The sequence below is a fragment of the Negadavirga shengliensis genome (assembly GCF_042652345.1).
GTDB classification, from domain to species: Bacteria; Bacteroidota; Bacteroidia; order Cytophagales; family Cyclobacteriaceae; genus Negadavirga; species Negadavirga shengliensis.
In genome coordinates, this window is the sequence record NZ_JBHSJJ010000006.1 from 323,939 (window position 1) to 345,709 (window position 21,771).

General features: G+C 46.4%; 17 protein-coding genes. 6 read left to right on the forward strand and 11 right to left on the reverse strand.

Going from position 1 to position 21,771, the window contains the following annotated elements:
* Window positions 1-480 precede the first annotated feature (480 nt).
* The 3 genes from ACFPFU_RS12935 to ACFPFU_RS12945 are packed head-to-tail and all read left to right on the forward strand — an operon-like array spanning window position 481 to window position 2,014.
* Window positions 481-1,176, forward strand: coding sequence for a DUF5687 family protein (locus ACFPFU_RS12935; protein ID WP_377065127.1), 696 nt, complete (start codon window positions 481-483; stop codon window positions 1,174-1,176).
* Window positions 1,154-1,792 carry an ATP-binding cassette domain-containing protein gene (locus ACFPFU_RS12940; RefSeq protein ID WP_377065129.1) on the forward strand — a complete coding sequence of 213 codons (639 nt, stop codon included), beginning with the start codon at window positions 1,154-1,156 and terminating at the stop codon, window positions 1,790-1,792. Before ACFPFU_RS12935 ends, ACFPFU_RS12940 begins: the two co-directional genes overlap by 23 nt.
* Window positions 1,793-1,804: 12 nt before the next feature.
* Complete coding sequence (locus ACFPFU_RS12945; protein WP_377065131.1) at window positions 1,805-2,014, forward strand: hypothetical protein; 210 nt, start codon at window positions 1,805-1,807, stop codon at window positions 2,012-2,014.
* 341 nt (window positions 2,015-2,355) lie between these two features.
* Here ACFPFU_RS12945 and ACFPFU_RS12950 read toward each other — a convergent pair whose 3' ends face one another.
* Together ACFPFU_RS12950 and ACFPFU_RS12955 are read right to left on the reverse strand one after the other, a co-directional pair.
* Window positions 2,356-2,859, reverse strand: a complete 504-nt coding sequence (locus ACFPFU_RS12950; RefSeq protein WP_377065133.1) for a transposase — start codon at window positions 2,857-2,859, stop codon at window positions 2,356-2,358.
* Entirely contained in the window at window positions 2,840-3,337 is a 498-nt protein-coding gene (locus tag ACFPFU_RS12955; RefSeq protein WP_377065135.1) for a MarR family winged helix-turn-helix transcriptional regulator, read from the reverse strand. Before ACFPFU_RS12955 ends, ACFPFU_RS12950 begins: the two co-directional genes overlap by 20 nt.
* Before the next feature lie 302 nt (window positions 3,338-3,639).
* Here ACFPFU_RS12955 and ACFPFU_RS12960 point away from each other — a divergent pair, with 302 nt between their 5' ends.
* Entirely contained in the window at window positions 3,640-4,851 is a 1,212-nt protein-coding gene (locus ACFPFU_RS12960) for a PQQ-dependent sugar dehydrogenase (RefSeq protein ID WP_377065137.1), read from the forward strand.
* Window positions 4,852-4,880: 29 nt separating this feature from the next.
* Entirely contained in the window at window positions 4,881-5,063 is a 183-nt protein-coding gene (locus tag ACFPFU_RS12965) for a hypothetical protein (protein ID WP_377065139.1), read from the forward strand.
* A 662-nt stretch (window positions 5,064-5,725) separates the two neighbouring features.
* On the opposite strand, the gene ACFPFU_RS12970 is transcribed toward ACFPFU_RS12965, so the two are convergent.
* From ACFPFU_RS12970 to ACFPFU_RS12985, 4 genes are all read right to left on the reverse strand, one after another.
* Complete coding sequence (locus ACFPFU_RS12970) at window positions 5,726-7,585, reverse strand: alkaline phosphatase (protein ID WP_377065141.1); 1,860 nt, start codon at window positions 7,583-7,585, stop codon at window positions 5,726-5,728.
* Window positions 7,586-7,706: 121 nt separating this feature from the next.
* Window positions 7,707-9,260 carry a RagB/SusD family nutrient uptake outer membrane protein gene (locus ACFPFU_RS12975; protein WP_377065143.1) on the reverse strand — a complete coding sequence of 518 codons (1,554 nt, stop codon included), beginning with the start codon at window positions 9,258-9,260 and terminating at the stop codon, window positions 7,707-7,709.
* 15 nt (window positions 9,261-9,275) lie between these two features.
* The gene (locus ACFPFU_RS12980) at window positions 9,276-12,347 is read right to left on the reverse strand and encodes a SusC/RagA family TonB-linked outer membrane protein (protein WP_377065145.1); all 3,072 of its coding nucleotides are present in this window, start codon (window positions 12,345-12,347) and stop codon (window positions 9,276-9,278) included.
* A gap of 187 nt (window positions 12,348-12,534) precedes the next feature.
* Complete coding sequence (locus ACFPFU_RS12985; protein ID WP_377065147.1) at window positions 12,535-16,215, reverse strand: AraC family transcriptional regulator; 3,681 nt, start codon at window positions 16,213-16,215, stop codon at window positions 12,535-12,537.
* A 333-nt stretch (window positions 16,216-16,548) separates the two neighbouring features.
* Here ACFPFU_RS12985 and ACFPFU_RS12990 point away from each other — a divergent pair, with 333 nt between their 5' ends.
* On the forward strand, window positions 16,549-16,902 hold the full coding sequence (locus ACFPFU_RS12990) for a hypothetical protein (RefSeq protein WP_377065149.1): 354 nt from the start codon (window positions 16,549-16,551) through the stop codon (window positions 16,900-16,902).
* Window positions 16,903-17,164: 262 nt separating this feature from the next.
* Here the strand turns inward: ACFPFU_RS12990 and ACFPFU_RS12995 are convergent, their stop codons facing one another.
* The 5 genes from ACFPFU_RS12995 to ACFPFU_RS13015 all read right to left on the reverse strand — a co-directional run bounded on the left by ACFPFU_RS12995 (window position 17,165) and on the right by ACFPFU_RS13015 (window position 21,378).
* The gene (locus ACFPFU_RS12995; RefSeq protein WP_377065151.1) at window positions 17,165-17,563 is read right to left on the reverse strand and encodes a YciI family protein; all 399 of its coding nucleotides are present in this window, start codon (window positions 17,561-17,563) and stop codon (window positions 17,165-17,167) included.
* Between the two features lie 69 nt (window positions 17,564-17,632).
* A complete protein-coding gene (locus ACFPFU_RS13000; RefSeq protein WP_377065153.1) occupies window positions 17,633-18,064 on the reverse strand; it encodes a YciI family protein in 432 nt (143 codons plus the stop codon).
* A gap of 190 nt (window positions 18,065-18,254) precedes the next feature.
* Window positions 18,255-19,190 (reverse strand): alpha/beta fold hydrolase, encoded by a 936-nt coding sequence (locus ACFPFU_RS13005; RefSeq protein WP_377065155.1) that lies wholly within the window; start codon window positions 19,188-19,190, stop codon window positions 18,255-18,257.
* A gap of 97 nt (window positions 19,191-19,287) precedes the next feature.
* A complete protein-coding gene (locus ACFPFU_RS13010; RefSeq protein ID WP_377065157.1) occupies window positions 19,288-20,022 on the reverse strand; it encodes a dihydrofolate reductase family protein in 735 nt (244 codons plus the stop codon).
* Between the two features lie 105 nt (window positions 20,023-20,127).
* The gene (locus tag ACFPFU_RS13015) at window positions 20,128-21,378 is read right to left on the reverse strand and encodes an RNA polymerase sigma factor (RefSeq protein ID WP_377065159.1); all 1,251 of its coding nucleotides are present in this window, start codon (window positions 21,376-21,378) and stop codon (window positions 20,128-20,130) included.
* Between the last annotated feature and the right edge of the window lie 393 nt (window positions 21,379-21,771).

Here is a 21,771-nt window from a genome sequence, read left to right on the forward strand (position 1 = left end):
ATGGCGGTAATACTTTTTGGATTATACTTACTATTTGTAGGCGCCATGGTTTTATTTAGGAGTATTGGAAACAGGATACTGAAAATTTCCTTTCTTTATAATTGGATGTTGTTTTTATTATTGGGTGCCAGTCTGTCTTTACTGAATGTTTTTAACAATGATCACAACACGAATATTTATAAGGCTATGGATTTGTACATTCATAGATATAGTATGGAATTGATTCTTGGGGGATTATTTTTGTTGCCAATGGTCTACTTGTTAAGTTATCGGATCGGGAAATCAATATGGAACAAGCAGCCGTTTGTTGACTTGGATTCATTCCCAAGATAATTGTTTCGGGAAGATGTTTGGGGAAACTATGCTGACTGAAACCAGACCACTTGCTTTTATAAACCTTCTAAAATAAAAACGGTTTTCTCCTTATTTATCTCGGGGGCTTGTTTGCCAACAAAAAATGTATTTTCAATCTGCGGAATTATGAATATGTTGATCTATGAACTGTATTTGCTGAGAAGAAACAAATTGACCTGGTTTTACCTGCTGGGATCCGTATTGGGTTCGCTTGTTTGCGGGCTGATCCTTTTTTCGATGAAGGAGGCGGGGATGCCGGTATCCCTTTATGGGGATATGATGGCATTTTTTGCATTGGGAGCCCCAATTTATATTTACAGCATCTACGCTTTCAGTTGGGAAAGTTCATTTTTGAGAACGGCACTGAAGGACAGCGGCTATCTGATTTCCCTTGTAACCACCAAGTTGCACTTTAATTTTATTGTCTCCGGGATACTGTTTCTGTTATGGGGGACTGTTTTTTATTGCTTTTTGGAGCTTTCTTCATGGATACCGTTATTCATCGCATTTGTTTATACCATCACTGTGGGAAAGGCATTGACATTATTTCTGACCTCTTTCCGGGTAAAACGGGTCGATTTGTTCGAAGACCGGTTTGGGATCATCAGGCAGCCGCCATCCCATATCTTTATCGTTCTGGTCAATATCCTCGCCTATCTGCTGATAACCTATCTATACAGGTTTTACGGGCACAGCCTGTTGTCCATGTCGGCATTGGTATCCTTCGGGCTGGCTTTTTGGCTTTTCCTGAAACCCTTTATGGTCAAGAAAATTATTCTGAATTTAAAAAACGCCAGTTATGCTTACCATAGCCAACCTTGAGATTGAGTTGAAGGATTTTAAGCTGGAATCTCCCGGAGAGATTGAAATCAAAGCAGGGGAGAAAGCCCTGGTAACCGGAAGGAACGGTGCCGGCAAATCCGTTTTTCTGTACGCGGTGGCGGACCTGGTGAGAAACAGAAAGGGAGAAGTCAACCTCAACGGAAAGACCAATAGGAGTGAGGGGTGGCAGCGAAATGTTGGGGCTTATCTGGACCGCTATTTTCTGATCCCCTATCTTACTCCGGGAGAACACCTCAAGTACATGGGGATGGTGAAGCAGGTTTCAGGGGAGGAGATGAACGATTTTGTTTTGGAAGCCATAGACAGATTGGACTTTGATATTTCCGGGAAAAAGGAGATCAGGGAGTTATCCGAGGGAAACCAAAAAAAGCTGGGCCTCATTTCCTCTCTGGTAGGCTCCCCGGCCCTGTTGGTTTGGGACGAGCCTTTCGCCAACCTGGATGAGGGTTCCAGAGAAGGCCTGGTGGCGCTGCAGAAAAGCCTTGAGGAACAGACCATCCTTTATTCGGAGCATCTGCCGCCATCCGGATGTGTCTGCGACAGGCGGTTACATATAGAGGCAGGCAGGCTCGGGGAGATCGGTCCCCCCTTTTGAACCCAAAAGAACATGAACAAAACAAGAGCAATAATACTGGCGGCCGTCCTAATGGTAATATGCGCCGGATATATGATCAAAGCTTATTTTGGAGCTCCCGAAGATTTTTCCTTTAAAGACCACATTGCACTTATGGGTGTGCTGATAAGCATGGTGATGTTCATAACAGGACATCTGATAGATAGAAATACAGGTGATGAAAATAAGGCGGGCAGGGAATAATCTTTGGCGGCACCGGAATTTTGATGTCCCGTGATGATCATCAGCCAGAAAATATTAAAAAACGATGACATTTGGAAAAGCAGTTTCTGTGGCATATATGGTCCTTTGCGTAAGTGCCATCCTATATGCCAATTTTATTTCCAATGAAACTGTGGAGATTTCTACCAATGCTTCATTTATAGGATTCTTCCTATTGTCATTATTTCTGGTCTACAGGAATTTTTATAGGAGGTGATCTGATACATAAGTCGTCAATTTGGACAGCCATTACTTTTATAATCGGGTTATCATGATCCGCTTTCCCATGTTTCACCTTCGCAGGTTTGATTCGGAAATAGTTGCTAATGCTTCAAGTTAGATAATTTGATGCACAAAGGGATTAGCCCTAATGAAACGGCAATGAAAATTGAAACCCGGATGTAATTGAGTGTCTGCCACATCGAAGTGCGGCTTATTAAATCTTTGGTAAAAGTTGATTGCTCAGCGATTTTTTGAAAATCAATAATGTTGGGGGCAAAATAGGAAAGCGTCCAAACCCTGACCGCCACGTGGATGGCGAATAATATCAGCAACCAATTTCTTACGGGGTCAATTTTCCAACAGAAGATAATCGCAAGGATAAAGGTAATCTCGTGCAAACTATGAAAAATTATCCAAAATAGTTTGAGACTTGCCCCTTTTCCGTCTATCAACAGGTTAAAGTTGGCCGGTGGGGAAGCCACCCATTTAGGCACAAGCACCAGCGTTTCAAAAATCTGAGCACCATTCATCATAAAGTATACGAGGGTGGTAATAAACAGCCAGAGTTCGGCTTTGGTCAGGTAGTCAGTGGTCAAGTTTTCCATTTTTGTCATTCTGGTTTTTGTTCAGGTTATCAGTTGTTTCAATCATAATTCTGGTAGCCTCAACAAAATATCGCTCAATGACCTGAATTTCTTTCACTGAAAAAGATGCGATAAGATCCAGCGTTTTTTGTTGAAGTTCTAAAAAAATGGGCTGCAACAGCTTCATGATATTTTCTTCATTCGGAACAATGATTACTTTTCGTCTGTCGTCTTTCGTAAATTGTCTTTTTACCAGCTGCTTTTTTTCCAATCGGTCGATCAGACCAGTAACGGCTCCGGTTGTTAGCCCTGTAAGTTTTGCAAGCTCTCCTGCAGTTAATTTTTTGTGCTGGTGCAAAATTCCCAGGTACTTGTGATCAGAACCCGTTAATCCCGCTTTTCTGGCAATTGCCTCGTGCATAAAGATTGAAGCATCGGAATATTGCCGGCTTGCGGTCCTGAACTGTTGGATGGCGTGTTCGTCAGGTTTTTTGCTCATATACTAAATATCTTAGTGACAAAGATAAATAAATTATTGGCTCATATTCAAATTTTCGAAGTAAAAATCCTGAAGGACTAATGCCAAAAAACACCAAGGCTGGATCTAAAATCCGAATAGGGATGGGTGTGTGGGGTTAAAAAGTTACAATTTGACGGCAGCCGGAACCACTATGGATGATTGCCAAGGTAAGCCCCCATCAGTTTTTCTTTAAATAAACCACCTATGTAAGCCATACCTACTCATTTTAAAAATAAGCATGTTGGAATGATAATTGAAATTTTTAAAAAAACAGGTTACCTATGAAAAGATTATTGTACGCGTTAGGCTTCGTAACAGTCATCTCCGCCTTGGTAATAGGATGTGCGGATGATGATTTTTGGGACACCTTTGTCCCGGAAACGGATGAAACCCCGACTCAATCCCAAAACAACACATTTGTTTTTATTCCAGCTTTGGTAGAAGCTACTGAAGAAAGGGTTCAGCAGTTGGAAGTTCCCCAGGGCTTTCAAGTCAAAAAATTTGCGGAGGGCATAGAAGAGCCCAGGATGATTTTGGCCAACCCAACCGGTCAGATCTATGTGGCCAATAGGGAAGCCGGTCAAGTATTGCTCTTGGAGGATACCAATGGGGACGGTACCGCAGATAGAAATGAAGTAGTTGCCGAAATTCCTGATATACACGATTTTACGATTAATGGCAATTCCTTGTATATGGTAACCATTAAAGAAATATACCAGGCTGAAATGAACAGCGATGGTACATTGCGAGACCCGACCTTGCTCGTGGATAATTTGCCTGATGGGGGACAACACCCAAATCGAACCATCGCTATTGGGCCAGATGGTATGCTGTATATTTCTGTCGGAAGTACCTGTAATGCCTGCCCGGAACCTAACGAGTTGCACGCGACGATGCTCAGGGCCAATGCCGACGGAAGCGATATTCAAATTTATGCTACCGGGCTGAGAAACACCATTGGCTTCGATTGGCATCCTGAAACAGGCGAATTTTGGGGGATGGACCATAACATTGACATGCTGGGAGACAATGAACCCCTCGAAGAACTGAATAAAATCGTAGAAAATGGCTTTTATGGCTGGCCCTTTATTTATGATGATGGCAAATACAATCCGTTCCCGCGACCGGAAGACAAAACATATGCGGAATACCGGGATATGACGGAGTTTCCGGCATTGATGTACACTGCCCATTCAGCACCAATGGCCATGGTGTTCTATGAGGGAACCCAATTCCCCGCAGATTATAATGGCGATGCCTTTGTGGCTTTTCGGGGTTCGTGGAACAGAAGTGCTCCAGTGGGTTATAAGGTGAGTAGGATCAGGTTTGAAAATGGACAGCCAACAGCGTTTGAAGATTTTCTCACCGGGTTTTTGGTGAACGGGGGCAGGGATCACTTTGCGCGGCCGGTGGGGCTAACCGTCACCCAAGATGGCACTTTGTTGATGTCGGACGATACGAATGGCGTCATTTATAGCGTAACGCACCCATAACATCTATTATCAACTTAAATGAAAACGAAATGAACCAAGATGAAAATCCCACTCCATCTGACAAAAAGCCGAAAAAGGGAGCTGCAAGCGACAAGAAAAAAACGGAAAAGGAAATCGACGAAGAGATAGAACAATCATTTCCTGCGAGTGATCCTCCTTCCTACTCGATGCCAGGTAATGATAAGGGGGAGAAAAAGCAGAAAAAGAGTTAAAACAAAAACTATATATTCGGTTTACACTCGTTGATGAAAAAAAGCATGAGGCAAGCGACGCGCTTTGGAATGATTCCTTAGATCAGCGCCAGCATGGATAGGAGTAGCCTTTGTTAAAGATAGACATTCCATTCATCTGAAATCAAGTAACCCTTCGATTGCGGAGCAAAAAAAAACGAAGACCTTTGTTTTTTCGGTGGAAGGTGAAGGTTTATATCAGGAGGATTACCGGACCCGGAGGGATCTATCCTTACATTTTTTGAAGGAAAATGAGCTTGATGTAGTCTATGGATCCCAACGACACACCGCTCAGCATGTCCGGCATCCCCCGTTCGTCATAGCGAAGAACGGTCCCGCTGCGGCATCATGCCGCCGCTAAACTGTTCTACAAATGTTTCATTTAAAGAATGCTTCCAAACGTCATTATCAGGAAATGATTTGATACATACTTCGTCAATTCGAACGGCCATTAATTTTATACTTGGGTTATCATGGTCAGCTTTCCCAGTTTCACTTTTGTAGATTTTAAAACTTCACCTGCTCACCTGATCTAATGGAATCAAATTGGAAACCGGATCAATGAACGTTTCTTTAAACAGGACATATCCTTTGGGACAGGTTGGGTAAATAACCCAACCTGTTTTTTGTGACCGCAAGTATGTTTATCTATGAACGTACTCTTCGATGATTTCCACTATTTTTTCAAATACTTCGGTGTTTTCGTAAACACCTCTAAAAGCATCGGCATGAGGCCCATAGGCGAATATGGGGACCATGATTGCCGTATGGTCCTCGGTGGAAAACTCCAATTCCACCTGGCCTTTTTCCAAACCTCCCTGCGGTAGGGTGGCGCCCCCTGTTTCATGGTCAGCGGTGATAATGACCAAGGTCTGCCCGTCTTTGTCAGCAAATTTCAATGCTTCTTCAATGGCTTCGTCAAAGTCCATTCCCTCTTCTATTACTGTTGATACCTGGTTTTGGTGCCCGCCTGAATCGATATATGCTCCTTCCACCATCAGGAAGAAAGGGCTGTTTTTATCTGAAAAATATCCCAGGGCGGCTTTGGTGGCTTCTTTGAGAAATCCGTTTCTTCCTTTTTCCACTTTGGGCAAAGAATGGTTGGAGGCGAAATACCCTACCCTGCCTGATGTTGCGCTTTTGAGGGCTTCCAATGAGGGCGCCAGGGTAAAGCCTGCTTCTTTCAATGCAAGGATCTCATCATTTCCGTAACGGATAAAATCATTTTTTCCTCCTCCGACGAACAAATTCAAAGAGCTTTTCGGCAAATCCGCAGCAATTTCTTTGATCATGTCCCGCTCCGTTTGGTGGGCGTAAAAGGCGCCGGGTGTTGCGCCGGTCACATTGTCCGTGGTGACGATGCCTGTGAGGTAATGGTATTGCTGCAGGTATTCCGGAAGGTTTTGGGCTGGGCTGCCATCCGGCAAAGCCCCCACGCTTCTGTTTTTTACTTTTCTTCCAGTGGCCAGGGCTGTTCCGGCCGCTGCCGAATCTGTGGTGAAGTCATCCAAAGCCTGCGTTTTGATCAAGCCCATATTTTTAAGCTGGGTGAGACTGAGTTGGTTGTGGTTGGCATACATGGCGGCTGCTATCTGGGCCAGTCCATTGCCGTCACCTATCATCAGGATGACATTCTTGACGGGGGCCTGGATACCATCTTTTTCAAAAAGAGGCCGATACACTTCACGGGTATTTGGGCTGATGTATAACCTGTTTTCCAAGGTAGACAGGTATTGGGTGGCACCATATGGGTCATCGGTGTTGATATAGTCCACCCCCAATTCTTTCAGGGCTTTCCACGCGGTCTTGCTGTCCGGCGTGGCCCAAAAGCGGATAGGTTTGTCCAGGCAGTGGGCCACGCGAATGACTCCCAGCAGGTTTTCCCTGTCCTCGTCCACCAGCCTTCCCTTGCCGTTCCATTGGGAAAAATGCCTGAAATTAAGACTGACCATGGCGATTTTATCCAAGGGTAAATCCAGGGTGTCGGTGACACTTTGGTAATCAAAAAAAATATGGTCCGGATAGTTTCGATAATCTTTTTTATCCGGCCGGTTGCCGGAGATGACGAGTTGGAGTAATGGACTCGTGCCTTCTTCTTCGGGTTGCCAAAGGTCCTGATAGGGTTCCAGGACTTCCATTAATTTTTGGAGGGTGGAATAGGCCTCTGTTTTGAGGTCAATCAGCAGTATCAATGGCTGCAGCCGGCCTATTTTTTGGGCTTTGGCGGTTCGTATAGGGGCCAAATACAAGTTTTCGAAAGTTCTTTCAGGCCGGATGGAGGCCTTTTCGTGGGCTACATACAAGTCGCCGTCTTCGAGGATCAGGTCAGCTTCTATGGACGCGGCGCCATTGGCATAGGCTTCCCAGAAGGGGACATTTCTGAGGTAGTCGTTGTGGCTGTGGATTTTGAAGTTTTGTGCATGGATATTTGCCGTGCAGACAAAAAGCAATAGACAAATAATAACATAGGCGCCAGCCCGGCAAGTAATTTGAGATCGCAACATGTTTATACTCCTTGCTTCTAAGTTTCTTTATGAAGGAAAAACCAGCGTTTGGTTAATTTTGCCAAACGCTGGTTTTCATAGTTCAAATATGAGATTTTGTAATCCAAAACCAAGCCGATTGTTACCAGCCCTGATTTTGGTTGATACCGGAGGTGGCCAACACATTGGGTGGAATGGGCCAAACATGGTGGATTTCCGGATTAAAAGACCTCCCAGGCCAAACCTCATAGACCTCATAGGGTGAATTAGGATCAGTCTTATTGGAATGATTCCTCCCGGTCGACGGCTTTGAATAGGCTTCTTGTGCGTCTCCCCAACGGATCAGATCCAGGTGCCGGTCCGCATATTCAGCAGCAAGCTCCACCCTTCGTTCGTGCTTCAGATCATCAAGGGTAGCGTTGGTTTTGGAACCTAATCCGGCCCTTTCCCTTACTTGATTCAAGGGGGCATCTCCGTTCTGTCCCTGCATGATCAGGGCCTCCGATTTCATCAATAGAATCTCAGCAAAGCGAATCAAGGGGATATTCAGGTTGGTGGTGGGATAATTGCCGTTGGGATTTAGGTGTACCTCTTCTGGAAACCGGAAAGGGTGCATGTATTTTTTTACCTGAATACCTGTCCAGGAGTTTCCCGAGTAGTACCTTCTTGTGTTTCCAAGGAATTCAAACTCGTCGCCAAATTCCAACAAAGTAGCTTTTTTGCGGTGGTCACCGGGCTCAAAGGCATTGTATAGCTCCAGCGTAGGAGAGAAGGTCCCCCAGCCGTTATATAGACCCCAGCCCGTATTTTCCAGCATGACACCTGGCAAAATTTGGCCACGCTCGTTGCTGGATACCGAGGAAAACACATATTCAGAGCTGAAATTGTTGTCTACATAAAACACACTGGCGAAGTCTTCTTCGGGATTTCCTGTATTGATCAAAGCCCTGCCGGTAGGAGAATTGATCACCAAATCACAATGGGTAACCACATCTGCCCACTTGCTTTCATCCCATCTTGCCCAATACAGGTAGGTTTTGGCAAGGAAAGCGTTGGCGGCGTCCTTGTGCGCCCGGCCGAGGTCAGCGGCGGAATAAGAAGTAAAATAAGGGAGCAATTCAGCTGCCGTTTTAAGGTCGGATTCAATCATCCTGTAATTTTCCACAACACTGGCAGGTCGCTCAAAGAAAGTTTCTCCCATGTTTTCTTCCGTGACGATGGGAATTCCTGCTCTATGGTCGCCAAACCTTGGCGCTAACCAAAAATAAGAATGCGCCCGCATAAAATAGGCTTCACCCAGCACACGGTTTTTTATGTCTTGCGGAATGTCCATGTCCGGCACGGCTGCGATAATGTTGTTCGCACGTTGAATCACGGTGTACAACCTTGGATAGATTTGGTTCATCCTGCCTTCCTGTCCATTGGCGGTGAAGTTACGAATGGCCGCTGCTGCGGCATCCGTTCTTCCCTGCATGATATCATCGGACGCTGCAATCAGGTACATGAAACCCCGTCCAAATAAATTATCATCATCCCAATGCTGGTAAAGCCCATTGGCGGCGGTTATAGCATCTTCGCTGGTGGACCAGAAGTTGCCGGTTGTGACATTGCCCAGGGGCGTAAGTTCGGTAAATGTGTCGCTACAGGCTGACAGGAAAGTCAGTAACAGCAAGTGATATATTGATATTCTTTTCATGATTTTCATCGTTGATTAGAAATTAAGATTAAGACCAACTGTGAAAGTTCTTGGAATAGGGAAGGTGCCATTGTCTATCACCGCTCCTGATCCTACTTCAGGGTCTATGCCTGAATATTGGGTAAATGTGGCCAGGTTTTCAGCGGAGAGATAGACCCTTAAGCCCATACCGTTTCTGATTCTGTCAGCCATATAGTCGGGTAGGGTGTAGCCTACCGAGAGGTTTCTGATGCGGAAGTAGTCGCCTTTTTCAAGGTACCAGTCAGACGGCTGGCCAAAGTTGCCATTAGGATCCTGGGTGGAAAGTACAGGTATGGTGGCGCCGGGATTTTCAGGCGTCCAGGCTTCCAGGACCCTTCTGTCCAGGTTGTAGCCTTGAAGGCCGGCGTTATAAGTGGTGTGCTTGTATCCATTGAACAGCATGACACCGCCAACACCCTGGCCAAATACCGTTAAGTCGAAGTTCTTGTATTCCAGGCTGATGTTAATTCCGTAGGTAAAGTCTGGCATGGCATTGCCCATGTATACCCGGTCTTCGTCCGAGATCCTGCCATCTCCGTTTACGTCCCGGAAGATCAAGTCACCCGGACGGGCGTTAGGTTGTATTTTTTCACCCTGGGTATTGACATAGGCATCGATTTGTCCCTGGTTTTGGAATATACCTTCTGTGGGGATCAAATGATAAGAATATAGGGGTTGGCCCGGTGTGCTTCTGAAAGGCAGGATAGTACCTCTGAGGTGCGTGGTATGTTGAATAAAATCTCCGGTAAACTCATCCAAATCCAGTAATTCGTTGTTCAGGGTTGCCAGGTTACCATTGATACTATAAGACAATCCTTTTACTTGACCTTGATACCCCAGGGTCAATTCCAGCCCTTTGTTCAATACGGTGCCCACATTGGAAAGAGGACCGGTAGGCACACCGGTATGGGGGTTGGGAAAATTCCTTTGTATCAGACCCCTGGTATATTTTTCAAAGTACTCCGCAGTAAGCGTAAGCCTATTGGATAGCATGGATACATCCAGTCCCACATTATAAGTTTCCGATCGCTCCCATCTTAGGTTAGGGTTAGAGAGCTCGTTGAGGGAAACATGCCTGTTTCTGGTACCAGGTTCACCCAGGATGACATCGTTTCCCGCGGCGAGGGGCACATTGAAGGCGTAGTAACCCACTGAACTGATATTGCCTATCTGTCCCCAGGAACCCCTCAATTTCAGCAATTGGATGGCATCGGAGTTGAAGAAGCTTTCGGAAGATATTTTCCAGGCTCCGGATACGGCCGGGAAATAGTCAGTCTTGGTTTCCGGCCCTAACCTGGAAGTTTGGTCCCTTCTGATGCTTCCCATAAAGAAATACCGGTCGTCATAGTCATATGTCATTCTTCCGATAGCGGAAGTAAGTGCATCTTCGAATGCATAGCTACCCGGTACATTGAGAATGGCGCCGGCGTTTCCGGGATATTGAAACCAATCATCTTCTCTGTCAAAATCCTGAACTCTGTAGTCAGAGCCTTCCTCTTTTCTGAATTGGGCGGTGTAAACCGCGGTTAACCCTAAATTGTGTTTACCGATAAGCTTGTTGTAATTCAGCTGCTGGTCCCATATCCACCTGCTGCTGGATGCAAAGGACTCATCCAGAAAATTCATGTTGCTGGGCCTGCCGATTTCGGGTGCTTTGGGCGTGAAGGTTTTGTCCGACCAGGTCCACATATCCATGGAGAAACTGGACCTGAAAGTAAGGTTTTCCAAAATGTCATATTCCGCATAGGAAATAGCATTTACATTGGAACGTGGATGTCTTCTTGTCGGCCTGAGCAATAACGCCACAGGGTTATAGGTATCACCGTAAGCTCCGGCAAATTGGGAAAGCTCAAAAGGCACGGTCCCGTGAAAATTCCCGTCTCCGTCATATACGGGAGCGGCCGGGTTCATGTAAATGGCATTGATGATAGCCCCACTGTAGCTGCTGCCTGTATCGATACCCCTTGAAGTGGAATGGTTAAGGTAAATGTTTTGGCCGACCCTGAATTTGTCGGTGATGTCGTATTCCCCTTTAAATCTCCCCGAAAACAATTCATAATGGGTGTTGAGCAATAAGCCTTCTTTGTTGTGGTAACCAAACGAAGTGCTGTATCTTCCCTTGTCGCTGCCTCCCGAGATTTGGAAATTCAAATTAGTGATGGCGCCCGTTTGGAAGATTTCATCCATCCAGTTGGTGCGAGTGACCTGTCCCCAGGGGTTTTGACTGGGATCATGGGCGGGATTAGGGGTTCCCCCGGCGTGCTGGGCGGCCTGGGTGTACGCCGCGGCATATTCTTCGGCGTTCAGCGCTTCGGGTGTTTTGTAAGCGGATTGCCAGCCTCTATATATATCCATAGAAACCTTTGGAGCTCCCGATTTGCCACTTTTCGTGGTGATCACGATTACGCCCGAAGCTGCCTGGGCGCCATAGATGGCAGCCGCCGCAGCGTCTTTCAGTACGACCATGCTTTCTATGTCGTTAGGATTGATACGGCCTCCATAGTACGGCATCCCGTCCACTACGTATAAAGGGGATTCATCCGCGAACGTACCCACACCCCTTATCATTACTCTGGGAGTGGCTCCCGGATCGCCGCTGTTGGAGACTACTGTAACTCCCGCTACCTGTCCCTGGAGCATTTCCTGGGCACTGGAAATCGGCCTGTCCACTGTCCTTGGGACATTTTCAAGTTGGCCTATCGCAGTGGTCAGGTCCCCTTTTTTGGCGGTGCCATAACCTATCACAACTACTTCACCCAGTTGACCGAATTCCGGCTTGAGTGAGATGTTGATGACAGAGTGATTCCCAACGGCGATCTCTTTGGATTCCAATCCAACAAAAGAGAATACCAAGACGACGTCACCGGCATCCACATTTAACCTATAGTGGCCATCGATGTCCGTAGCGGTTCCGGTTCCGGTTCCCTTTATCAAAACAGAAACTCCAGGAATAGGATCATTATCTTCTTCCGAAGTGACTGTGCCTGTGATGGTCCTTGTCTGGGCATAGACCAATTGGGTCGTAAGCCAGAAAAGCCCAACGATTAAGTAATGGTGTTTTTTCATATGATTTGTATTGAAAGGTTGACTGTTTAAATTTAGGTGGAACCACAACCGAAAAGGTGGATGGATATTTCATATAACCCTACAAAAGTTTCAAGTAATACCCTCCACGTACCTATTTGGGGTATTTTTATTTCAGTAATATTAAGGTAATTTTTTCTTGGGTTTAGCTTAACACAAAACGCCCGTTTCAGGCAAAGCTTTTTGGGGAAATGCCATAGTGCTTTTTGAAAAGTTTACTGAAATATTTAGGGTCGTTAAAACCGCATTCAAAACCCACTTCTGAGATGTTCATTTTCTTTTTGACCAATAATTTTTCCGCTTTTTCCAACCGGAGTTTGATGATGATGTCGGAAGGAGAGTTTCCCATAACTTCCTTAAATGCCCGGTAGCATTTGATTTTGGATATGCCAAGCGATTTGCTCAAGGATTCCACCCGGAAGTTTGAATTGGTGTACTCCTCTTTGATGATGAGCATGGCCTGTTTGACCAGTTTTTCATTTGGACTGAAATGGATGTTTTCCTTGTGGTCCTCATCCATAAAAGTTTGCAGCTTTTTTTCTTCCAGGTAAATGCGGCGGATTTGTAACCGGGAATTGATTTTCTTGAGGATAAATGAACTGCTGGCGGGAAGCTGAATGAAAGTTTCGACTCCCAGGTCCATTAGTTTTTCCTGAAACACATCGTCTATGAGTTCATAAACATAGATGATGGGAACCCCGATTTTATGTTCATTTTGGCTCTTAATGGTTTCGATGAGGTCAATGACAGGTTGGGTGATATGTTGGTTATACAGAATCAGCACATCTATTTCCGTATGTTTGATGGCGGAAGCCACCATCTTCACTTCTTCCTCAACGATAAGATTGTAAGATTCATCGTTGAGCATTCTCAGTAGACCATCCGATTCAAATGCCCTTGCCAGAATCAGCAGGTTGAATTTGTTGGGGTGTAGCCTGTCATTCAAATCCAGGTGTTTCCAATGGATGGTATTGGGTAGCCTTTTGGGTTCGCTTACTTCGGAGAACGGGATGGTGATGTTGAGGTGGATTTTGGGCTCAGTTGCCAGGGACATACTTCCCCCCAATTCAAACAGTATTTTCCTGGCACTTCTGATATATGGGCTGTACTCCATGATGTGTGAAAAGTTGGCGCTGAGGATATCGCTGTTGGTGTTCATTTCCATATGGACCTGCTTGTCCTCTGCCCAAGCTTGTATGATCAACTCGGAGCCGTTTTCCGCGAACTTGATGATTTCCCTAAAGAGACAATGGAAAAAAAGTTTTAACCTCCATACATCCATTTCCACCCAGTTTTCGGGCAGTTGGTAGTCGTAAAATAAGGAGATATCTTTCTTTTTTAATTGTAGTCCGAGCTCTTTGGTGAGATTTTCAATCAACTGAGGCAGGACAGTCAATGATTTTTGGGAGTCTTTAAGGTGGTCAAGTATGGAAATCTTTTCCCAATCCTTGAGATCCTTGATCATGGCATCAAGTGTGGACAGCGTTTTTTGTTTTTCCCGGTTACTTCTGTAACCGCCTGTTTCCAAAAAGTATTTGATATCCAAAAGCGGAGAGCGGAACTGCTTGAGTATATAGTCTTTGAATTTCTCCATTTCAAGGTCCGGGCTTTTCTGTTGGTTGTGGAGGGCAAGCAGTTTGGACTTTTGAATGTTGATTTCTTTATTTTTTCTGTCCAGGTCACTGTTGATGGCAAGCAGGGCTTTTTTCTGTTCCTCGATTACCTGGGTTCTTTCTTTGATAAGGGCTTCCAGTTTTTCTCTTTTTGTTTTATTGCTGACGTGTCGCCAGTACAGTATTGCTATAAAAAAAGCTGAGAATACCAAAACAAGAAACAAAGGGGATTTCCAATAGGGCAGGGGAACTTCAAAAGTCAGTCCTGCGGCGGCATCCGGCGAATGGTCTTCGCTGTTTTTTACCATCAGGTGATAACTGCCGGGTTTCAGGTTTTCGAATTGGATAAATTGGCTTTCAGGGAGGGTTTTCCAGTCTTTTTCCAGCGGCTCCAGCTTGTAGACGATCTTATTGTTAGGGTTTCTGGTAAAGGAAATCGCCCTGACCTTCACCGAGATGCCGGATGCTTTTTCATCCGATAGTTTTTCGATTTGCAGCTTCGGGATATCATATGTCAGGTTGATTTTATTGGGATGAAAGTAGTTGAGCCCTTTCACGCCGGCAAAAAACATGGTCCCCCTGCTGTTTTGAAAATAAGCGCCCTCTGAAAACTCCGCCGATTGCCACCCTTCTTCAGCAGGAAGCAGGTTTATTTTGTAATCAAGCCTGTCAACTGCGGCGATGCCCTTGGTGGTACTGGCCCATATAAAGTTGTCTCCCGGCAGCAGGCCGTATACCAATTGGCTTTGCAGCCCGTCTTTCTCGTTGAGGTTTTTGATGATATAGCCTTTTTTGTCGAAGATGCTGATGCCACCCAGGGTTCCTGCCCAGATATTTTCCGTGGTCCCGTCGTAAAACAAACTGTACACACTGTTGTCGGGCAGTCCCTTTTCATAATTAAGGAAACGTAACGAGTCGTTTTCCAAGATAAGTATACCATTGTTTTCCGTGGCGGCATATAAGACGCCGTTTACCAATTCGAGCTTTCGGATATGGTAAGGGCTGAGCTGCTCTTGGCCTTCAAAAGGGACAAAGGTCTTTTTGATCAGATCAAATTTTGATATCCCTCCCCAGCAGGCTATCCAAAGGCAGTTTTGGGAGGGGTCCTCTATTAAATCATAGTGTCTGTTGTTTTGCAGGTAGGGTTCGGAAGGGTGGCTGAAGAAAGCGATATCCTTTAGATCTTTGGACCTGATCAGTCCTCCGTAGGTGCCGATCCACACGCTCCCTTCGGAATCTTTGTATATGCTGCGTATCCTTCTCCAATCGTTGCTCTCATTGGGGACATCCGGATCAAAGGGTACAAATCTACCGGTGGCCAGGTCCGAGTAATAAACCCCCGAGTTATAAAAACCAAGCCATATCCTGCCTTCGTTATCCTGGTTAATCGCCCGGATGGTTTCATTTGGGAGTTCGGGAAACCTGGCAGGGTGGGAGGCTATGGTTGCGATTTCGGTGGAATTTTTAAAAGCCATGCTAATACCGCCATCTTTCAGGCCCAGCCAGATATTTCCGAACACATCTTCATTGATACAATAAACTTCGCTGCTTTTAAGGGCGTAAGGGTCTGAAATGTCTGCCTGATAATTGTGAAAAACCGAAGCCTGCATATTTTCCTCACTGTACGGCAGGATATATAGGCCGTTGGTCAGCGTGGCGTACCAGATGTTGCCTTTAGGGTCTCTAAAACTGTCTTTGATGGAGAGCTTTGGGTATTGGGTCAACAGCAGTTTTTCCAGACTTGCATTACTTCCTGCTCTCATTGTGCAAGAAATACATTCCCGGAAGCTTTCTCCCTGGGCCAGGAATATTTGGTTGGACGATGCTACGACAACCTGCCTTTCATTAGTTGACCCCATTTCCTGGATATTTTCATCGAAGTGAAAGTTTCGAAACTCCTTTTGACCAAGGTAAAGGCTTATGGTCCTGATACCGGACCATATCCAAAGTCTGCCGTTTTCATCATGGACCATGTCGTAAATGAAGTTGCCTGCCAAACTGCTGCTATCCTGCGGATCATGCTTGTATACATCGAAAACCTGTCCGTCAAAAAAGTTAAGGCCATCCCAGGTAGCTATCCATATGCCTCCGGAGGGGTCGTTGATGATTTTGTTGATAGAATTATTGGACAAGCCATCTTCAACGGTATAGGTCTTGAACTTTATATTTTGGGCGCTCGAAGATTCTATAAAAGCTGGCAATAAAAATGCTAATGCGAAGCAGAGGTGTTTCTTCATTTTTTGACAACGTTTTAGTGTTTTGTCAGTGTTGTTGCGGACAAAAATACTACCTGCGTCCAGGGAATCTGTAAACCCAATATTAAGATTAAAATCAATTTGATCTTTACTTAAATATAGCTATAAATTATTGTTGTCCGGTAAACCGGGTTTTAATTTATTTCAGTTCATGATGCTGTCTAAAAAGTAATGTCGTAATCGAGCAGACAGAATTTTATCAAAGTATCTTTACTGTGATCTTTATTGAAATCGTAAACAGATTTACCAAAATTACCTATGCGGCCAAAGAATAAACTAATAGGTGTTTTATTGGTTCTATTTAATTTTTGGTACATGGGACTACCGGTCGTTATTCTGAATGTTGGACTATTGGTGGCGTTGATCATTTGGTTCAGCTTCAAGAAAGACTATTCCCATGTAAACCCATGGTTGTACTTATCAGGTGTGTTCATTCAGCTAACCCATTTTTTGGAAGAGTACTACACCCGCTTTTATGAAAGGCTGCCTTTGCTTTTTGACGCCAGACCCTGGACAGCCTGTCAGTTCCTAACGTTCAATATCATTTGGATCATTATTTTTTGCATCTCTGTTATAGGGGTGTTTAAAAAGATACATCTTTCTTTCCTTATCATGTGGTTCTTTGTCTCCGATGAAACAATTATTTTTCCCGATTTCACGCGCCAATAGTACCAGTCCTGACTTCTCCAGCCCGCTTGTAGTTAGCGAAGATCACGCCGTTTGGTGCAACCAAACTGTCTGTTAGCATAAACGCAGAAGGAATGGTACCCACCAAACAAACGTTTGCCCGTGCCGAGCGTAACCGGGAACGTTTTGAGCCACAGCTCATCGACCAGATCATGTCGCCAATGAAGATCGGACTGCCGCAGTGTAAATGCGACAGTCATAGTGGATGAATACGAAAATATTGACAGTCATGCCTCTAGGTGGGCTACCCCTTCCTTCGCTGCTCACTCGCTTCAATCATCGCCGTTAGGTCGGCGGCCGGTCGGATTTCCCAACTACCCCTGTCCCGCAAAAGCCGCAGTGAAGGATGGTTTGACAGCAGCCGGATGGCATGATTCAGATCGGTGGCTTCCAGTATCATGATGCCACCTATTTGTTCTTTCGTCTCTGCAAAGGGGCCGTCGGTGATAGAGACTCCGCCGTTGCGCCATCTCAATGTAGTGGCGCTTTGGGAACCCTGCAGGGCTTCACCACCTGCAAAATGACCATTTTTTCTCAGTTCGTCATCATAGATGAAGCACTCATCCATCATGGCCTGCTGCTCTTCTTCGGTAGCAGATTCCCATTCCTTTTCGTTGATATATCCAAGGCAAATGTATTTCATAGCGATTATCCAATGATTTAGGTGAGGTCCGGGTAAATGGACCTCACATTGTTTTTATCAATTATTAACTTACTTTTTTGCTTTGCCACGTTCGATGGCTTCTTTTACGGTGGTGTTATCCGCCGCCTTCCGGACGTCTTCGGGGAAGTCTTCTACTTCAAATACCTGGCGAACCTCAATCACGTCACCTTCAGCTGCGGGACATTTCCTGGCCCATTCGATGGCCTCTTCCTTTGAGTTCACGTCGATCATCCAGTAGCCGCCGATGACCTCTTTGGTTTCTGCAAATGGTCCGTCGGTAACCAATGGTGTTTTTCCTTTGAATGATACCCGTGCACCATTTGCCGGGGGGTGTAAACCGTCGAGTGCAATAAGGGCACCGGCTTTGGCCAGTTCCTCGTTGAACTTCATCATAGCCTTGACCGCTTCGGCAGGGGGAGCAAATCCTTCTCCTGCCTGCTCATCGGCGGAGGTACCGGGTTGATAGACTGTCGGGATCATAAACATCATAAATTTCATAATGGTATCGGTTTTAATGGAATTGATATTACTGTGTTTTTGCTAAGTAGTCGAATGGCACCGGTCGAGATCGACAGTAAATCTGAAAAAGTTTGATTTTTTTTATTGGTACATCTTTCGCCTCCATGGCAGTATATATTAGTTTCATCATGCGTTTCAACTCCTTGTCCTGTTAATATTCCGTTTCCTCAAACATTCCCTTTGGTGTCTCACCTCTTAAAAATGGTTCAATAAAGGAATGCAACATATCGGGTTGAGTGATGACAGCAGTATGCGACGTAGCAGGCATGATCGCTAGACGGGAAGCGGGCAGCGACTCGCCCATGTCGCCCATAATACCGCCGCCGAGCAGCCGGAACAACGAAACAGTGTGTTCGAGCGTGGCCACATCCGCGTCTCCGGCAATGACCAGTATGGGTATTTTGATTTTTTTGACATCTTCCCCCCAAGCCATCGGCTCCTTCTCAAGGGCGATCAGCTTCTCAACCAAGGCGCGAAAGCCCTCAGGATTTGCAGCAAGCTTGCGATATTCCTCTTCAAATCCCATGGAAAGTATCATGTCCACCGTCATTTGTGGAACGAACTCTTTAAATGCGGGCTGCCAGCCCTCAAAATCGTATGCGACAGACGCGGCAACCAACCGGTTGACCTTCCCCTGGTGACGGATGGCAAGCTGCAACCCAGCGGCAGAACCCATTGAATAGCCGAACACATCCGCTTTCTCTACGCCCACGGCATTCATAAAGGCCGCCACATCATCCGCGAGGTTTTGATAAGTGATAGGACGGTCAATGTCGGTGGTTCGTCCGTGGCCCTGAAATTCAACCGCATAGACCTTGTGTGTCTCCGCAAGTTTGGGGATAATCGAACCCATGGATGGGATGTTCATATAAGCGCCATGCAGTACGATCAATGGCTCGCCTTCTCCGGATACTTCGTAATACATTTTCATGCCGTTAATCGTAACATAATCACCCACCGGCGTGAACTCGTTTTGACCGAAACCAATATGACAGTTGAGAAATAATGCTGCTGTTATGATGATGCGAACAGTGCCCATGCATAACTTGATCGAATGTGATGTTATGGATTTGCCTGTATTATTCATAATAGTTTATTTTAATTGTTATTGATATTAAAGCCCGGAATTTCTACCTGTACGCAGTTTTTGAAAGGAAACCATAGCCAAGCCTGTGTTGAAATCCTCAGACGCCTTTGCTCTGTTTGTGTTGAAGGACAACGTGGGTTGCCTTCTCCGATGCCACAAACTGAACGCATTCGTATCCCAGGGCACGAAGATCCACGCCCTCGAACAGCCGTTCACCTCCGCCAAGCAGGACCGGCGCGATGGCGATGTGCAACTCGTCGATCAGGCCTTCGCGAAGATACTGCCGTACCGTATCCACTCCGCCTCCAATTCGGATGTCCTTTCCATTGGCTGCTTTTCGGGCTTTGTCAAGCGCATCATGGATGCCCTCAGTAACAAAGTGGAAAGTTGTTCCACCCTCCATCTCCAATGGTGGCCTTGCGTGATGGGTAAGCACGTAAACCGGAACATGATAAGGGGGATTCTTCCCCCACCAGCCTTTCCAATTCATGTCCGGCCAGGGGCCCCGGACCGGTCCGAACATGTTCCTTCCCAAAATCCAGGCGCCGATGTTTTCGAAACCTCGCCGCGCGAAGTCGTCGTCAAGCCCGGTGGTACCAACCACCTGCCCTTGTCCGGCACGAGGATCGAAGGAGCGATGCATATTTCGGAATGTTTGCGTCGGAAGGAACCAGTTGTGTAGCTCCTCACCTCCAATGCCCAGTGGTGTGTCGATGCTTTGGTTCGGCCCCGCTCCATAGCCGTCAAGGGAAATGGAAAAGCTTTCAACCCGTACCTTTGTCTTTTTCACGTCCCCCTTATCTTTCCCGATGTACTCTTTGTTTTCAGTCATGTTCTATTATGATTTAATTGGGAATAATTTGTGGTGTTCACCAGATAGTCGAATGGCAGCTGACGGAATCGACAAACCATTTGAAAATTTTTATATTTTGGCGGATTACGCTCCCAGCTCCCTAAGTTTTCGTTCAATAAACCGCCGTTCAGGGTCTTGTTGTGCGAGGGCAAGGGCACGCTCCCAGGATGCCCGTGCTTCGTTTGTCCGGCCTGTTTTCCGGCACAGTTCCGCCCGTGCCGAGTGGGCCAGATGATAGTTGTTTAACTCCCCACGCTCCAGAATCGCATCGATCTGCCGCAATCCCGCCTCAGGCCCCTTGTGCATGGCCATAGCGACAGCACGGTTTAATTCAATAACCGGGGAGGGGTTTATGCGCAGCAACAGGCTATACAGTCCGGCAATCTGCGCCCAGTCTGTAGCCTCGGGACTCTTTGCTTCGGCATGCAAGGCTGTGATACCGGCCTGCAGGGTATATATTCCTCCCCGTTTAGATGAAAATGCCTGTTCTACCAGCGACAATCCCTCCCTGATCATATCGTGGTCCCAAAGTGAGCGGTCCTGGTCTTCCAAAAGAATAAGGTCCCCCGACTGGGTGGTGCGGGCCGGCCGGCGGGATTCGTGGAGCAGCATGAGACCAAGCAATCCTGTAACTTCGGGGTCGGGCAGCAAGTCATGCAGCAGGCGGCCGAGTCGGATAGCTTCGCTTGAAAGGTCAACGCGGGTGACCGATTCGCCGGATGAGGCGTAGTAACCTTCGTTGAATACCAAGTAGATCACCTGGAGTACGGCCACAAGCCGGTCCGGCAATTCATCTTCAGGGGGAACCTCGAAAGGTATCTTAGCGTTGCGGATTTTGGCCTTGGCGCGGACGATCCGCTGGGCCATGGTAGTTGGTGTAACAAGAAACGCTCGGGCAATCTCTTCGGTGGTCAGATCACAAACCTCCCGCATGGTCATGGCGGTGCGGGCATCGAGTGACAGCGCGGGGTGGCAGCAGGTGAAGATCAGCCGGAGCACATCGTCTTCAATTTCTTTGTCAACCTGCCCGGAGGCATCGGTCGTATCAGCTTCCATTTGCCGGACCTGCTGCACCTGCAACGGGTCGAATTTTGATTGACGCCGGATACGGTCGATGGCTTTGAACCGGCCGGTGGAAACAAGCCACGCCTGCGGATTGGAGGGAATGCCTTTTTCCGACCATTGCTCAAGCGCGGCTTTGAAGGCATCATGCATGGCATCTTCTGCAAGGTCAAAGTCTCCGAGCAAACGAATCAGCGTGGCAAACACAGGGCGGGACGCTTTGCGGTAAAGGTCGCCCACAAGTTGGGAAATATCTTTCGGAGAATTTTGCATGGTTGTCTGTTCGGGTCTCATAGTCTTGGATTCAAGTGCTGAAATGCTGCATCAGATATTTCTGCTGCATATAGCACTAATGTAGCAAATTCCTTTGAATCACGGGGGACTGGTGCATGGTTGCGGGTAAGGGAGCTCCGCACCATACCGACAAGGTATGTGTGAAGCGCAGCATTTCACGAAACATGCGTCGGCACCAGGACCTTTCAAAACCCGAAAGTGTCGGAAAATGCCATTTTCCATTCCACTTCCACCGATGAATTCTTCAGATTTGGTTGGCATTCCCGCTAACGGTTCCGGTAAGCATGGGGTTTCGGGGCTATTCACGGTCCTCCCACTGCAAAGTTTATCTGGTGAATATTCTGAAGGAAGCTAATACCACCACGAGTTAAT

Excerpts from the sequence above, each read along its gene's own strand:
- ACFPFU_RS12960 (WP_377065137.1), top strand. The coding sequence starts at position 3,640 with ATGAAAAGATTATTGTACGCGTTAGGCTTCGTAACAGTCATCTCCGCC.
- ACFPFU_RS12955 (WP_377065135.1), bottom strand. The coding sequence starts at position 3,337 with ATGAGCAAAAAACCTGACGAACACGCCATCCAACAGTTCAGGACCGCA.
- ACFPFU_RS12985 (WP_377065147.1), bottom strand. The coding sequence starts at position 16,215 with ATGAAGAAACACCTCTGCTTCGCATTAGCATTTTTATTGCCAGCTTTT.
- ACFPFU_RS12950 (WP_377065133.1), bottom strand. The coding sequence starts at position 2,859 with ATGGAAAACTTGACCACTGACTACCTGACCAAAGCCGAACTCTGGCTG.
- ACFPFU_RS13015 (WP_377065159.1), bottom strand. The coding sequence starts at position 21,378 with ATGCAAAATTCTCCGAAAGATATTTCCCAACTTGTGGGCGACCTTTAC.
- ACFPFU_RS12970 (WP_377065141.1), bottom strand. The coding sequence starts at position 7,585 with ATGTTGCGATCTCAAATTACTTGCCGGGCTGGCGCCTATGTTATTATT.
- ACFPFU_RS13000 (WP_377065153.1), bottom strand. The coding sequence starts at position 18,064 with ATGATCCCGACAGTCTATCAACCCGGTACCTCCGCCGATGAGCAGGCA.
- ACFPFU_RS12980 (WP_377065145.1), bottom strand. The coding sequence starts at position 12,347 with ATGAAAAAACACCATTACTTAATCGTTGGGCTTTTCTGGCTTACGACC.
- ACFPFU_RS12945 (WP_377065131.1), top strand. The coding sequence starts at position 1,805 with ATGAACAAAACAAGAGCAATAATACTGGCGGCCGTCCTAATGGTAATA.
- ACFPFU_RS13010 (WP_377065157.1), bottom strand. The coding sequence starts at position 20,022 with ATGACTGAAAACAAAGAGTACATCGGGAAAGATAAGGGGGACGTGAAA.
- ACFPFU_RS12990 (WP_377065149.1), top strand. The coding sequence starts at position 16,549 with ATGGGACTACCGGTCGTTATTCTGAATGTTGGACTATTGGTGGCGTTG.
- ACFPFU_RS12940 (WP_377065129.1), top strand. The coding sequence starts at position 1,154 with ATGCTTACCATAGCCAACCTTGAGATTGAGTTGAAGGATTTTAAGCTG.
- ACFPFU_RS13005 (WP_377065155.1), bottom strand. The coding sequence starts at position 19,190 with ATGAATAATACAGGCAAATCCATAACATCACATTCGATCAAGTTATGC.
- ACFPFU_RS12995 (WP_377065151.1), bottom strand. The coding sequence starts at position 17,563 with ATGAAATACATTTGCCTTGGATATATCAACGAAAAGGAATGGGAATCT.
- ACFPFU_RS12975 (WP_377065143.1), bottom strand. The coding sequence starts at position 9,260 with ATGAAAAGAATATCAATATATCACTTGCTGTTACTGACTTTCCTGTCA.
- ACFPFU_RS12965 (WP_377065139.1), top strand. The coding sequence starts at position 4,881 with ATGAACCAAGATGAAAATCCCACTCCATCTGACAAAAAGCCGAAAAAG.
- ACFPFU_RS12935 (WP_377065127.1), top strand. The coding sequence starts at position 481 with ATGAATATGTTGATCTATGAACTGTATTTGCTGAGAAGAAACAAATTG.